We start from the raw sequence: 13,144 nt of genomic DNA on the forward strand, positions 1-13,144 counted from the left end.
CTCCACGCGTGGGCGACACGGACCTGGTGGTGATCTTCGGCGGCCGCAGCGAGATCGGCACCGAGCTCGCCGTGCGGCTCGCGCCCGGCGCAACCGTGGTGCTGGCCGCCCGCGGCCCGCAGCGCCTGCGCGAGCAGTGCGACGCACTGACCGCCGCCGGCGCCGAAGCGGTGCATACCGTCGAGTTCGACGCCGACGACCTCGACAGCCACGGTCGGGTGGTGGAATCCCTTGTCGCCGAGCACGGTCCGATCGGCACCGCGGTGCTGGCGTTCGGCATTCTCGGCGACCAGCAGCGTGCGGAACGCGACGCCTCGCATGCGGTGGCGATCGTGCACACCGATTACGTCGCGCAGGTCAGCCTGCTGACGCATCTGGCCAACGCGATGCGTGCGGCCGGTCGAGGTCGGCTGGTGGTGTTCTCCTCGGTGGCGGGCGTGCGGGTGCGTCGAGCCAACTACGTCTACGGGTCGGCCAAGGCGGGACTCGACGGGTTCACCTCAGGGCTGGCCGACGCGCTGTTCGGTTCAGGGGTGCACGTGCTGGTGGTGCGGCCCGGCTTCGTGATCGGCCGGATGACGCAGGGCATGACGCCGGCGCCGTTCTCCAGTACACCGCAGCAGGTGGCCGCCGCGACGGTGCGGGCGCTGGCGAAGGGCCGCGGCGAGGTCTGGGTGCCGTGGGTGCTACGGCCGGTGTTCTTCGGGATGCGGCTGCTGCCGCGGTGGGTGTGGCGGAGAATGCCGAGGTGATCGTCGTCGTCGGCATCGGCGCGGACGGCATGGCCGGCCTGTCAGAGGCCGCCCGGGGCGAGCTTCGCCGTGCCCACACGATCTACGGGTCGCGGCGTCAACTCGACCTGCTCGACACGTCCGTCACGGCGCAGCTGCGGCACTGGCCGTCCCCGATGCTGCCGGCGCTGCGGGCATTGCCCGCCGACGTGCATGTGCTGGCCAGCGGCGACCCGATGTTGCACGGCGTCGGCGGCACACTGATGCGGCTCTTCGGTCCTGAGCGGGTGAAGGTGCTGCCGCACGTGTCCAGCGCAGCGCTCGCCTGTTCCCGAATGGGTTGGACCGCGCACGACACGGAGGTGATCAGCCTTGTGACCGCCGAGCCGCACACCGCGGTACGCCGCGGTGGTCGCGCGGTCGTGCTGTCGCGCGACAGGACCACACCGTTCGAGCTGGCGGCGCGGCTCGACGCCTGCGGCCGCGGGGACTCGGTGTTCACGGTGCTCGAGCAGCTGGGCGGTCCCGCGGAACGCCGCCGCGACAGCACCGCCCGGGACTGGGCGGCCGACCACCCCCAAGACGTGGACGACCTCAATGTCGTTGCCATTCAATATCTTCCGGACGAGCGAATTTCGCCCTTGTCCGACGACGTCTTCGCTCACGACGGCCAGATCACCAAACAGACGATCCGGGCGCTCACGCTGGCGGCGCTGGCGGCGCGGCCGGGGGAGCGGTTGTGGGACGTCGGCGCCGGTTCGGGAAGCATCGCGGTCGAGTGGTCGCTGCGCTGGCCCGACTGCACCGCGGTCGCTTTCGAGCGCGACGAGCGGCGCCGCAGGTTCGTCGAGCTCAACGCGATCGGCAGTGGCGTCGACGTCCAGGTCCGCGGCGCTGCGCCGGACGCGTTCGACGGTGCCGCCGACCCGTCAGCGATTTTCATCGGCGGCGGGCTGACCCGCTCGGGAATGGTGGAGGCCTGCTTCGAGCGACTCCTCAGCGGCGGCCGGCTGGTTACCAACGCAGTCACTGCCGAGTCCGAAGCTGTTGTGCTGCACTGGTACTCGAAGTTTGGCGGCGAGCTGCGGCGGTTTCAGCACTACGCGGGCGAGCCGCTAGGAAGATTCACCGGGTGGCGACCGGCGATGCCGATCACGCAATGGGTGGTGACGAAGAGGTGACCGTCTATTTCATCGGCGCAGGTCCGGGCGCGGCGGATCTGATCACCGTGCGGGGCCTGCGGCTGCTCCAGCGCTGCTCGGTGTGCCTGTACGCCGGGTCGATCATGCCCGACGACCTGCTGGCGCAGTGCCCGCCGGGCGCCCGCGTGGTGGACACCGGTCCGCTGAACCTCGACCAGATCGTCGACGAACTCGCGGCGGCCGACGCCGCGGGCCACGACGTCGCCCGTCTGCACTCCGGCGACCCCTCTCTCTACAGCGCGGTGGCCGAACAGTGTCGCCGGCTCGATGCGCTCGCCATCGACTACGAGATCGTGCCCGGGGTACCGGCGTTCGCGGCCGCCGCGGCCGTCCTGCGCCGGGAGCTGACGGTCCCCGGCGTCGCGCAGACTGTCACGCTGACCCGGGTGGCCACGCTGTCGACGGCGATGCCGCCCGGGGAGGACCTGGCAAGTCTGTCGGGCCGGGGGACGCTCGTGCTGCATCTGGCCGCCGCGCAGATAGACACCGTGGTGCAGCAGCTGATAGCCGGTGGCTACCGACGCGAAACGCCTTGTGCCGTAGTAGCTTTCGCGAGCTGGCCGCAACAGCAGACGCTGCACGGCACACTCGGCGGGATCAGCGAGATGATGCGCGCCGCCAGCGTCACCCGCACGGCGGTGATCGTCGTCGGGGACGTGCTCGCCGCCGAAGGTTTCACCGACAGCTATCTCTACTCGCCGGCGCGGCGGCGCACCGGGAGGCACTGATGCGGGTGCTGTTGCTCGGCGGCACGGCGGAGGCGCGGGCGCTTGCCCAGCGGCTGCATCCCGACGTCGATGTGATCAGCTCGCTGGCTGGGCGGGTGCCCGACCCGGCGCTGCCTGCCGGCGAAGTGCGCATCGGCGGGTTCGGTGGGGCCGAGGCGATGCGGCAGTGGCTGCTGGAGAACCGGATCGACGCGGTCGTCGACGCCACTCACCCGTTCGCCGCCACGATGACCGCGCGGACTGCCGACGTGTGTGCCGGTCTGGGCCTGCCGCATCTGATTCTGTCCCGGCCGCCGTGGGATTGCAGCGGTGCGATATCGGTGGCGTCGGCGGCCGAAGCGGCTGGAGTTATTGAGCGCGAACGGTATTCACGTGTTTTCCTCACCAGTGGCCGCTCCACCATTGCGGCGTTCGCGGATTCGACTGCGTGGTTTTTGATCCGCGTCGTCGTTGCACCGCGTCCGGATGCGCTGCCCATGCGCCACCACCTGTTGTTGTCTCGCGGGCCGTACCACTACGACGACGAACTCGCACTGATGCGCGAGCACCGCATCCACGCCCTCGTCACCAAGAACAGCGGCGGTGACCACACGCGCGCCAAACTAGATGCCGCGGCCGCTCTCTACATTCCTGTTCTGATGATCGACCGGCCAGCGCTTCCTGCGGGAGTGCCTGCCGTCGGCACCGTCGACGAGGCGCTCACCTGGCTGCGCAACATCAGACCGGCACGCTGCTAGCGCGGGCCCGCCCCTTGCCCGGCGCCGTTGTCGGAGGAATCGGTCAGGTCCTGTTCGCTCGGTGCACCGGAGGGGGCCGGAGCCTCCGGTGCGCATCACACCGAGTTGTCGCCCAGGGTCGTGTCGGTGGTGCAATCGGACCCCGGAGCTGCTTGGCCGACCCCGATGCCGCCGGTACCCGTAACGACGCCCGGCGCCGCGACCGCAGCGCCCGCGATCGCAAGGGCTGCAGCAACTCGGCGTGCTGTGAGACGACTGGATGACATGTCACACCCCCGGTGGGTCCTGCTGGTGAAAAGCCCAGCAGATGCGAGTACCCGATTTCGGGCACTCACATCACCGGCTCAGGCACGGCGTGACGTGTGCATCGCACGATTGCCGCCGCTGCGTTTGGCGGCGTACATCGCCGAGTCCGCTGTCGCGATCAGCTGATCGACGCATGCACCGGTGATTGGGTATCGCAAGGTGCGCAGATCGACGCAGGCGGCACCGATGCTTGCGGTGATCCGGTGCGGAAGCGCTGCAATGGCGGCGCAGAGGTCGGCGGCAACCTCGGTCGCCGCCGGGGTGGAGCTTCTGATCGCGATCAGGAATTCTTCGCCGCCGGCCCGGCAGACCGTGGCGTCGGATGGACTATGGCGGCGAAGCGTATCGGCGACGCACACCAGAGTGCGGTCGCCCGCAACGTGGCCATGGCTGTCGTTGATGCGCTTGAAGTTGTCGATGTCGACCATCAGCATGGTCAGGTAACCGTCCGACATCGTGCGGCGAGCCGACTCGCGAGTGAGCGTGCCGATGAATCCACGGCGGTTCAGCAGGCCGGTGAGGGGGTCTTGTTCGCAGCGCGTGGCGAACCGGCCCATCGCATTGATCGCACCCCGGATGGCCAGGGGCACCGAAAAGTTCAGGAACCAAATCATCCACAGCGCGCACGCCGCTGTCGCGAAGCCGGAGTCACGGGACAGCCGCCACGCGGCGACCAGGCCGGCGCAGACGGCCACCGCGAAGTTGAGCGTCAACACCTTCGTGCCGTGGAAGAACGCGATGTAGCTGCCAGTGACCGCCAGGGCCGTACAGGCCAACGCCCCCATAGCGGGTTTGCACTGCAGCAGGCTCAGCAGGGCGACCCAGAATATGCTGAGGATGACGAAGGTCGCCGACTGTCGGCGCGTCGGCCACCGGGTCAGCCAAAACGCCGTCCGGACCGCGATGTACGCGAGCGCCAAACCCCCGAAGATGAGCAAGGTCGGATTCTTGCGCGTCCAGCCGACCATGAGGCTGAGCGCCACCAACGCCGCCGACGAGTTCACGACGGCCATGACTTTCTGCGCGGCCCGCAGCAATCCCCGCTCTCGAAGGAACTGCGTGACCCAGTCGAATTGAGTGGCCTGACCCGAGGCCACTGTCGTCGGTGCGCTCGCCCACCGACGAATCATCGATGGCCCGCTCTCAACCGAATCAGATCGACGGCTTGGGTCCATCAGTCCAGCGCGGTCCTTCACCAGGCAGCTGACGGACCCCTTGGCCACGTAGGTCATGGTCCATCGCGCCTCACTCAGACAGGGCTACACCGCTGCATACCATCGAGGTAGCCAACATATTCAGTGGCTTCCGCGCCGGTCAAGACAACAATCACATGAGCGCCCCGGCTTGGACCGCGCAATGATGTCGCCCGTACGCGTCAGGCTGGGTAGCGGCGCGGGGTGAACACCCGATCCCCGGAATCGCTTGAGTACCACTGGGTTTGGGACGAACCGACGATGAGCATGCAGCGCATGTCGACACACGCGGGGTCGAGGTCGGCTAGCTGCACCACACGCACGTCTTCGTGCGGTCCCGACACGTCGCGCCCGACCACCACCGGTGTGCCCGGATCGCGGTAGCCCAACAGCAGATCCCGCATCGCAGCTACCTGCCAGGTGCGGCTTTTCGACGCCGGGTTGTAGATCGCCAGCACCAAGTCGGCCTGCGCGGCCGCGATCAGCCGGGCTTCGATCACCTCCCACGGCTTGAGCCGGTCCGACAGCGACAGCACCGCATAGTCGTGTCCCAGCGGCGCGCCGACACGACTGGCGACTGCCTGTGCGGCGGTCATCGCCGGAATCACCCGCACCTGCACACCCGGCCACTGCTTGGCCTCCTCGAGCACCGCGGTCGCCATCGCGAACACGCCCGGATCGCCGGACGACACCACCGCAACCGCGCGGCCCTGCTCGGCAAGCGTGCAGGCCAGCCGGGCTCGGGCGGGCTCGTCGGTGTTGTCGCTGGGGTGGCGGCGCTGCCCCTGCCGTTCGGGCAGCCGGTCCAGGTACGGGCCGTAGCCGATCACGTCGGTGGCCGCCGCCAATTCGCGCCGGCTTTGCGGCGTCATCCACTCCGGCGCCCCGGGTCCGAGCCCCACCACGGCGACTCCGCCCACCGCGGATCGGCGCGCACCACCGGGCACCATGGCCAGCGAGAAGTACGGCACCGACGCGCCGTCGACCTCCGCGGCCGGCAACACCCGCTCCGCACCGGTGCTGGCCCGCTCGACGTAATACGCGTCGTCAAGTCGGCCGGCAAGCGAAAGTGCTTCTCGCACAGCGGGATAGGAGCGTCCCAGCTTCAGCACCACGGCCGCGTCGGCGTCGGCCAGATACCGGGCCAGCTCGGCGGTCGGCAGTGTCCCGGGGAGCACGGACAACACCTCGTCGCCGGCCACCAGCGGCGTCGCGGTCGCGGCAGACGCCGCGCTCACCGACGTCACGCCCGGCACGATCACCGCGTCGAAGCGCTCGGTGAGCCGGGTGTGCATGTGCATGTAGGAGCTGTAGAACAGCGGATCACCCTCGGCCAGCAGCGCCACATCCCGCCCGGCGTCCAAATGTGCCGCGATCTTCTCGGCGCATTCGGCGTAGAAGTCCTCGATCGCGCCGGCATAGCCGCGCGGGTGGTCGACGGTCTCGGTGGTCACCGGGTAGACCAGATGCTCTTCGATCTGCCCGGCCCGCAGGTACGGTTCGGCGATGCCGCGCGCGATGCTTCGCCCGTGGCGCGCGCTGTGGTACGCCACCACGTCGGCCGCGCCGATGACGCGGGCGGCCTTGACAGTGACGAGCTCCGGGTCGCCCGGGCCCAGCCCGACACCGAACAATGTGCCGCGGCGGGTCACGCCGGCCCGCCCGCCAAGGCGTTGACTGCGGCGGCGGCCATCGCGCTGCCGCCCCGCCGGCCCGTCACCACCAGATAGGCGATGCCACGGGGGCGGGCGACCAGTTCGTCCTTGCACTGCGCCGACCCGACGAATCCGACCGGCCCGCCGAGCACGGCCGCCGGTGCCGGCGCGCCGTCGTCGACCAGTTCCAGCAACCGGAACAGCGCTGTCGGCGCGTTGCCGACGGCCACCACCGCCCCGCCCAGCCGATCGGCCCAGAGTTCGACTGCGGCGGCCGAGCGGGTGGTGTGCAGTCGCGCGGCCAGGCCGGCGGCGCGGGGATCGGCCACCAGTGAGACCACCTCGTTGCCGTGCTTGAGCCGCGTCACGCCCGCGGCCACCATCGACGAGTCGCACAGCACTGGCGCGCCGGCGGCCAGCGCCGCGCGGGCGCGGGCGGTGACGTCGTCGGTGAAGGCGATGTGCTCCGCCAGATCGACCTGACCGCAGGTGTGAATCATCCGGACGACAACGTTCGCGACGTCGTCGGGGAACCGCGACAAATCGGCTTCGGCACGGATTGTCGCGAACGACTGCCGGTAGATCTCGGCGGGGTCGCGGATGTAGTCGAGCACGCCGCTCACCCTACGAAGGCAGGCGCCGGTATCCGTCACCGGTGGCCACCCAGACGTCGTCGCCAGGGCGGCTGCCGCACGCCCGCTCGCAGCCGACGTAGCGGCGATGACCGCCGAACCCGTCGGCGACCAGCCGAGCCGCGTCGGCGCGCACGTCGGCGCGCGAGTGCTCGCATCCCGGGCTGCCTGTGCAGGCGCTGACCGACAGCCACGGCGAGTTCGCGTCGAATACCAGGCCCATCGGCGCCAGCACCCGCAACGCGGTGTCGGCGACGTGCTCGGAGAGGTCGCACACCAGCACCGACCGCCACGGGGTGACGACCATCGGCGACTCGATTGCGGAGAGAAATTCGGCGACGCGTGCTTGCAGGACCCCCAACGGCACTGCCGCGCCCAACGCGATCCGGCCGTCGCGCTGAGGCAGCCAGCCGACCGGGGGCTCAGCGGCGGCCGGCCATGCCACTGCCGCGTGGGCCGACCTCCGGAATCCGGCAACCAGCGGTGCTACATCATCCAATTCGCTTATGCGCCAAGCTTTCTGACGCAGTCTGGCGAACCGGGTCGCCACCGTCACCAGCGTCGTCACCACCTCGGAGAACGGGAGCCGCACCCCGGTGTCGCGTCCGGCGAGCAGTAGCGCCACCGCATCGTCGTCGACCACATGGGCGCCGACGTCGGGGCTCAGCCCTGACACGTCGCCACGGCCGTCGTCGATGCTGAACAAGAACCGGCCGCCCACCGAAGCCAGCGACGGCTCGGCCATGATCGCCTCGTCGAGCTCGGCAACCCAACTCCGCACATCAGGGTGATCGCCCACGCGCCCCGACAGCGGCGACGCGACGATGTTGCGCACCTTCTCATGGGTGGCCGACGGCAGCAGGCCGGCCGCGGCCGCCGCCTGCGCGACGGCCGCTTCGTCGGTGATGGCCCGGATCTGAATGTTGCCGCGCGAGGTCAGCTCCATCGCCGGCGACGCGACGTCGGCGGCCACCCGTGCAAGTGCCTGCAGCTGCGCCGAGGAGACCATTCCGCCCGGCAGCCGGATGCGGGCCAGCGCGCCGTCCGCCGCGTGGTGCACCGACAGCGCGCCGGGGCAGGCGTCGACGTCACGGGTGCGCATCCGTCCACCGTAAGCGACCCGGACGTGCCACGATGGGTCATGATGCCCGGTATCGATAGGGCGACGGGGCGCGTGGTCGCGTTGATCACGCTGGTGGTCTTCGCCGGCGTCGCGCTGCGCGGGCGGTTGCCGGGCCAAGCGGCCCGCACGCAGGAGCAGCACACCGACAACCCGGCGGCCATGGTCGCGGTGATCGCGCTGCTCGCGGTCGCCGTCGCGATCATCACGCTGGCGATCGTCACCGTGCTTCGCAATCCCCGCGCCGAGGCGCCGACCTCCAAACAGCTGCCTCGGCGCCGCAGCGGCGAGCGGTGGCGGCCCACCCGGCGCATTCTGCTGATCGGGCTGGCCGTGTTGGTGGCATGGCTGGCCGTCGTCATCGTGCTGCTGCGCCTCGACATCCGGCTGGAGACACCGTCGGTGACGTCGGCTCCGACCAGCAGCGCGCCCGGCGCCACCCCCACACCAACCCCGCCCCCCGCGCCGCCCGCCCAGCCGGCAGAGCAGAGCGGCCTGTTCTGGTACCTGTTCGCCACGACGATGGTCATGCTGGCGTTGTGGGGCATCGGCGCCGTGATCACGCTGCGCCGGCACCGCCGCGGCCCTGTGCCGCCGCTGCCGCTCGACGACGCCGCCGCAGAGGCGGCGCCTGCGGCGTCGGAGCCGCAATCGCTGGCGCTGGCCGCCGAACGCGGTTTGGCCGCGATGGGCGACCTGAGCCGCGAACCCCGCGAGGCGATCATCGCGTGCTACGCGGCGATGGAGCAGGCGTTGGCGAACGCCCCCGGCGTGGTGCCGCAAGAGTCGGACACCCCTTCCGAAGTGCTGGCCCGGGCAGTCGAGCACCATGCCGTTCACCCCGGCGCCGCGACAGATCTGGTCGACTTGTTCGCCGAGGCACGGTTCAGTCCGCACGTCATGACGGAGGAGCATCGCGAAACCGCCGTGCGGGCACTGGAATTGGTGCTCGCCGAGCTCAGGAGCGCGGTATGACGAAGGTGGCGCTGATCGGACTGGGACTGGTGCTGGCCACGGAGGTACTGGCGTTGACGATGGTCGAACACCGCTGGGTGCCGTGGATCGCCGGCGGGGTCGCGGCGCTGGTGCTGGTGGAAGCGCGTCGGCTGCTTGTGCGGGTTCCCGCCACCGAGACGCCTGAGCGTGAGCAGGACGGGCCCGCAGAGTCGATGCGGCGCTGGATCGCCCGCACCGAATCGATGATCCGGTGGGCCGACTCCAGCCGTGCGGACTGGGACCGGCATCTAAGGCCAAGGCTGGCAAGGGAATTCATGCTCGCCACCGGGCAGCGGGCGACCAAGGACCCGGCGGCCATGCAGGCTACCGGCCGGATGCTGTTCGGTGACGAACTCTGGCAGTGGGTCGATCCCAGCAACGTCGCGCTCAATGAGCGCCACACACCTGGTCCAGGCCGCAGCGCGCTCAACGACATCCTGGAGCGATTGGAACGAGTATGACGATGCCGGCGACGGTGACCACCGCCCACGCCGAGGCGGTGCTCGACGAGATCGAACGCGTGGTCGTCGGCAAGCGTGCCGCGCTCACCTTGATCCTGACCACCGTGCTCGCCGGCGGGCACGTCCTGATCGAAGACCTTCCCGGACTGGGCAAGACGCTGATTGCACGCTCGTTCGCCTCAGCGCTGGGCCTGAACTTCACCCGCGTCCAATTCACCCCGGACCTGCTTCCGGCGGACCTGCTGGGCTCGACGGTTTACGACATGCAGTCGGGCCGGTTCGAATTCCGCCGTGGCCCGATCTTCACCAACCTGCTCTTGGCCGACGAGATCAACCGCACGCCACCGAAGACCCAAGCCGCGCTGCTGGAGGCCATGGCCGAGGAGCAGGTCAGCATCGACGGTGAGACGCACCGGCTGCCATTACCTTTCATCGTTCTGGCCACCGACAACCCGATCGAGTACGAAGGCACCTACCCGCTGCCGGAAGCCCAGCTCGACCGCTTCGCGATCAAGCTGGAATTGAAGTACCTGTCCCAGCGCGACGAAACCGCGATGCTGCGGCGCAGGCTCGACAGAGGGTCGGCGCAACCGGCGGTCAACCAGGTCGTCGACGCCAACGACGTCCTCGCGATGCGGGAGACGGTGGAGCAGGTGACCGTCCACGACGACATCCTGCACTATGTGGTGTCGCTGGCCGCGGCCACGCGAAGCCATCCGCAGGTCGCCGTGGGCGCCAGCCCGCGCGCTGAGCTCGACCTGGTCCAGCTGGCCCGCGCACGCGCTCTGCTGTGTGGCCGTGACTATGTGATCCCCGAGGACGTCAAAACCCTTGCGGTGCCGGCTATCTCGCATCGGATCAGCTTACGGCCGGAGATGTGGGTCCGCAGCGTCCACGGCTCCGACGTGGTGGAACAACTGCTGGCGCGGCTGCCGGTGCCCCGGGCGCACGGTCGACGTGACTGACATCGCCGCGGGCCTGGCTGACCACCGCATCGAGGAAGTCGAGTTCCGTTGGGGGCCATCACCTCTGAGTCGAGCAATCGCCACGTGTGTGGCGCTTGGGCTGGGCGCGGCGGTGCTCGCATCTCGGCCGTCACTGATCGCGTTCGTGGCGCCGCTGCTGGGCGTGCTGTGTTCGATTCCGTGGCAACGACGAGCGTCGGCGGTCCGGGCGCACGCCCAACCGGCGTTGGTCCGCTGCTTCGAATCCGAACCGGCGCACGCCCGCGTGTGGGTGACCGCACAGGCCGACGACGTCGCCGTGCAGTTGGAGGTCACCGCGCCAGAGGGGATGGAGCTCGACGTACTCGAAGACAGTTCCGTCTACGCGAAGAACGTGGCCGCCCGGGCGCAGCGGTGGGGCCGCTATCCGCTGTCCGCGCGGCTGCATGCGCTGTGTGCAGGCGGTCTGCTGTCAGGGTCGGCGGAGGTGCAGGTGGCCGACATCTTCGTGTTCCCGACCGCGCCGCCGCAGTCCACGGGCCTGCCGCGCACCGAGCTACCCGATCGACTCGGCACCCACCTCACCCGGCACATCGGGCCGGGCGTCGAATACGCCGACGTTCGCCCGTATCTGCCGGGGGATCAGTTACGCACCGTCAACTGGCCGGTCAGCGCCCGGCGCGGCAGCCTGCACGTCACGCAGCGGCTGACCGACCGTGCCGCCGACGTGGTGGTGCTGATCGACACCAGCACGCAGGCCGCCGGTCCGGCGACCGACGCCATGGAGCGCGCGGTTCGCGGTGCGGTGCAGGTGGTGCAGACCGCGTTGCGCAACGGCGACCGGGCCGGGATCGTCACCCTCGGGGCGCGCCGGCCGCGATGGCTGGGCGCCGACATCGGTCGGCGCCAGTTCTACCGGGTGCTCGACGCGATCCTGGCCGCCGGTAACGAATACGAGGTGAGCACCGGGACGCTGGCACCGCGAGCGGCCGTGCCGCCCGGGGCCATCGTCGTCGCGTTCTCCACACTGCTCGACACGGAGTTTGCGCTGGCGCTGCTCGACCTGCGGCGACGCGGCCACACCGTGGTGGCAGTCGACGTGCTCGTGGGTGCACCGTTCGAGCAGGAGCAGGATCCGATCATCACGCGGATGTGGGCGCTGCAACGGTCGGCGATGTACCGGGACATGGGCGTGATCGGCGTCGACGTGGTGTCGTGGCCGGCCGATGTCACCCTCGACCAGTCGATGCGTCTGGTACCCGACCACCTGCACCCGGCGGCGAGGCGCTGAGATGAACACGCGCAATCAGCCTGGCGCGCTGATGTTTTCGACGGCGTTCGGTTTCTTGATGACTGCCGCCGCGTGGAACGGCGCGGGCACGGCGGGCACCATCGCTGCGGTCGTGGCCGCCGTCACCGTCGTCCTCGGGCTCCGATACCGCTCCGCCGCAACTCTTTGCGTGCTGCTCGCGGGCACCGCTGTCGCTTTGTCCGACCCGGCACCGACGTTCGCGGCGCTGTCGGGCCTTTCGGCCGCGGCGTATCTGGTGTTGAGGCACGCGGCGGAAGCAGACATCGTGACCAGTACTCTGCCCACCGTGATCGGGATGGTGGGGTTCACGTTCGTCGGGATCGTCGCCACCGCGCTGCCGGTCGAGCTGCCTTGGCTTCCGCTGGTCGCTCCTCCCGTCGCGGTGGCGATCTTCCTGCTCTCACTGCTGCCGTTCCAGCGTGGCCAGCAGGCCGGTGAAGGGCAGCGGCATGGCTGATGACGCAGAGGATCTTGTGCGCGCCTGGAACGATCTGCTTGCGCGGCACACTTGCGACCCCGCCGCGGAGGCGACCGGGCGTGCGCTGATTGCGTCATGGTCCGAGCCGCACCGGCGCTACCACACGCTGGCGCACTTGCGCGAAGTCCTCACTCACGTCGAGGAATTGGCCGACCACGCGCAAGACCCCGACGCTGTGCGGCTGGCGGCCTGGTATCACGACGCGGTTTATCAGGGCCGCTCCGACGACGAGGAGCGCAGCGCACAGCGGGCAGAAGCCGACTTGGCCGCCCTCGGCGTGGACCCGGCGCTGGTCGCGGAGGTGGCGCGCCTGGTGCGCGTAACGATCGGCCACCATCCGCAGAAGGGTGACCGCAACGGCGAGGCACTGTGCGATGCGGATCTTGCTGTGCTGGGCATCGAACCGGATCGCTACCGCGCCAACAGCGCCGCGGTCAGAGCCGAGTACGGCCACGTCGGCGACGCCGAATTCCGCGCCGGGCGCACGCGAATCCTCCACGAGCTGCTGGCCGCGTCGTCGCTGTTTCACACGTCGTTGGCGCGCAGCCGATGGGAGTCGCGCGCACGAGCGAACATGGCCGACGAACTGAAAGCCCTCGAGGAAACGTCGGGTCAGCGAAAAATCTGATCCGCCGAAAAACTGTCACCG

The 13,144-nt window shown here is 69.7% G+C and carries 14 protein-coding genes; 10 read left to right on the forward strand and 4 right to left on the reverse strand.

Annotated features, from left to right (window positions below; all coding sequences use genetic code 11):
- Nucleotides 1–8 precede the first annotated feature (8 nt).
- Genes dprE2 through AC5Y4N_RS17515 form a run of 4 tightly spaced genes read left to right on the forward strand, consistent with a single transcriptional unit; the run spans nt 9 to nt 3,398 of the window.
- On the forward strand, nt 9–752 hold the full coding sequence (gene dprE2 / locus AC5Y4N_RS17500) for a decaprenylphospho-beta-D-erythro-pentofuranosid-2-ulose 2-reductase (protein WP_499908139.1): 744 nt from the start codon (nt 9–11) through the stop codon (nt 750–752).
- On the forward strand, nt 749–1,912 hold the full coding sequence (gene cbiE, locus AC5Y4N_RS17505; protein ID WP_499908683.1) for a precorrin-6y C5,15-methyltransferase (decarboxylating) subunit CbiE: 1,164 nt from the start codon (nt 749–751) through the stop codon (nt 1,910–1,912). Before dprE2 ends, cbiE begins: the two co-directional genes overlap by 4 nt.
- Complete coding sequence (gene cobM, locus AC5Y4N_RS17510; protein WP_499908685.1) at nt 1,909–2,661, forward strand: precorrin-4 C(11)-methyltransferase; 753 nt, start codon at nt 1,909–1,911, stop codon at nt 2,659–2,661. Before cbiE ends, cobM begins: the two co-directional genes overlap by 4 nt.
- Nucleotides 2,661–3,398 carry a cobalt-precorrin-6A reductase gene (locus tag AC5Y4N_RS17515; RefSeq protein WP_499908140.1) on the forward strand — a complete coding sequence of 246 codons (738 nt, stop codon included), beginning with the start codon at nt 2,661–2,663 and terminating at the stop codon, nt 3,396–3,398. The genes cobM and AC5Y4N_RS17515 overlap by 1 nt, the downstream gene beginning before the upstream one ends.
- Nucleotides 3,399–3,742: 344 nt before the next feature.
- Here AC5Y4N_RS17515 and AC5Y4N_RS17520 read toward each other — a convergent pair whose 3' ends face one another.
- The 4 genes from AC5Y4N_RS17520 to cobG all read right to left on the reverse strand — a co-directional run bounded on the left by AC5Y4N_RS17520 (nt 3,743) and on the right by cobG (nt 8,286).
- Nucleotides 3,743–4,834, reverse strand: coding sequence for a GGDEF domain-containing protein (locus AC5Y4N_RS17520; protein ID WP_499908141.1), 1,092 nt, complete (start codon nt 4,832–4,834; stop codon nt 3,743–3,745).
- A gap of 245 nt (nt 4,835–5,079) precedes the next feature.
- Nucleotides 5,080–6,549 carry a precorrin-2 C(20)-methyltransferase gene (locus AC5Y4N_RS17525; protein WP_499908142.1) on the reverse strand — a complete coding sequence of 490 codons (1,470 nt, stop codon included), beginning with the start codon at nt 6,547–6,549 and terminating at the stop codon, nt 5,080–5,082.
- Nucleotides 6,546–7,166 carry a precorrin-8X methylmutase gene (locus AC5Y4N_RS17530; protein WP_499908143.1) on the reverse strand — a complete coding sequence of 207 codons (621 nt, stop codon included), beginning with the start codon at nt 7,164–7,166 and terminating at the stop codon, nt 6,546–6,548. The genes AC5Y4N_RS17525 and AC5Y4N_RS17530 overlap by 4 nt, the downstream gene beginning before the upstream one ends.
- 10 nt (nt 7,167–7,176) lie before the next feature.
- The gene (cobG, locus tag AC5Y4N_RS17535) at nt 7,177–8,286 is read right to left on the reverse strand and encodes a precorrin-3B synthase (RefSeq protein ID WP_499908144.1); all 1,110 of its coding nucleotides are present in this window, start codon (nt 8,284–8,286) and stop codon (nt 7,177–7,179) included.
- 42 nt (nt 8,287–8,328) lie between these two features.
- Here cobG and AC5Y4N_RS17540 point away from each other — a divergent pair, with 42 nt between their 5' ends.
- From AC5Y4N_RS17540 to AC5Y4N_RS17565, 6 genes are read left to right on the forward strand one after another with little or no spacing between them, the layout of a single operon-like run.
- The gene (locus tag AC5Y4N_RS17540; protein ID WP_499908145.1) at nt 8,329–9,279 is read left to right on the forward strand and encodes a DUF4129 domain-containing protein; all 951 of its coding nucleotides are present in this window, start codon (nt 8,329–8,331) and stop codon (nt 9,277–9,279) included.
- Nucleotides 9,276–9,761, forward strand: a complete 486-nt coding sequence (locus AC5Y4N_RS17545) for a hypothetical protein (protein WP_499908146.1) — start codon at nt 9,276–9,278, stop codon at nt 9,759–9,761. Before AC5Y4N_RS17540 ends, AC5Y4N_RS17545 begins: the two co-directional genes overlap by 4 nt.
- Nucleotides 9,758–10,726, forward strand: coding sequence for an AAA family ATPase (locus AC5Y4N_RS17550; RefSeq protein WP_499908147.1), 969 nt, complete (start codon nt 9,758–9,760; stop codon nt 10,724–10,726). The genes AC5Y4N_RS17545 and AC5Y4N_RS17550 overlap by 4 nt, the downstream gene beginning before the upstream one ends.
- A 13-nt stretch (nt 10,727–10,739) precedes the next feature.
- Nucleotides 10,740–11,996, forward strand: a complete 1,257-nt coding sequence (locus AC5Y4N_RS17555) for a DUF58 domain-containing protein (protein WP_499908687.1) — start codon at nt 10,740–10,742, stop codon at nt 11,994–11,996.
- 1 nt (nt 11,997) lies between these two features.
- Complete coding sequence (locus AC5Y4N_RS17560; protein WP_499908148.1) at nt 11,998–12,474, forward strand: hypothetical protein; 477 nt, start codon at nt 11,998–12,000, stop codon at nt 12,472–12,474.
- On the forward strand, nt 12,467–13,123 hold the full coding sequence (locus AC5Y4N_RS17565; protein WP_499908149.1) for an HD domain-containing protein: 657 nt from the start codon (nt 12,467–12,469) through the stop codon (nt 13,121–13,123). Before AC5Y4N_RS17560 ends, AC5Y4N_RS17565 begins: the two co-directional genes overlap by 8 nt.
- Nucleotides 13,124–13,144 lie beyond the last annotated feature (21 nt).

It is taken from the genome of Mycobacterium sp. NGS19 (assembly GCF_059813155.1).

What these genes read in the sequence shown, in the direction of transcription:
- AC5Y4N_RS17550 (WP_499908147.1), top strand. Translation starts at nt 9,758, where the DNA reads ATGACGATGCCGGCGACGGTGACCACCGCCCACGCCGAGGCGGTGCTC.
- AC5Y4N_RS17565 (WP_499908149.1), top strand. Translation starts at nt 12,467, where the DNA reads ATGGCTGATGACGCAGAGGATCTTGTGCGCGCCTGGAACGATCTGCTT.
- AC5Y4N_RS17540 (WP_499908145.1), top strand. Translation starts at nt 8,329, where the DNA reads ATGCCCGGTATCGATAGGGCGACGGGGCGCGTGGTCGCGTTGATCACG.
- cobG (WP_499908144.1), bottom strand. Translation starts at nt 8,286, where the DNA reads ATGCGCACCCGTGACGTCGACGCCTGCCCCGGCGCGCTGTCGGTGCAC.
- AC5Y4N_RS17545 (WP_499908146.1), top strand. Translation starts at nt 9,276, where the DNA reads ATGACGAAGGTGGCGCTGATCGGACTGGGACTGGTGCTGGCCACGGAG.
- AC5Y4N_RS17560 (WP_499908148.1), top strand. Translation starts at nt 11,998, where the DNA reads ATGAACACGCGCAATCAGCCTGGCGCGCTGATGTTTTCGACGGCGTTC.
- AC5Y4N_RS17515 (WP_499908140.1), top strand. Translation starts at nt 2,661, where the DNA reads ATGCGGGTGCTGTTGCTCGGCGGCACGGCGGAGGCGCGGGCGCTTGCC.
- AC5Y4N_RS17520 (WP_499908141.1), bottom strand. Translation starts at nt 4,834, where the DNA reads ATGATTCGTCGGTGGGCGAGCGCACCGACGACAGTGGCCTCGGGTCAG.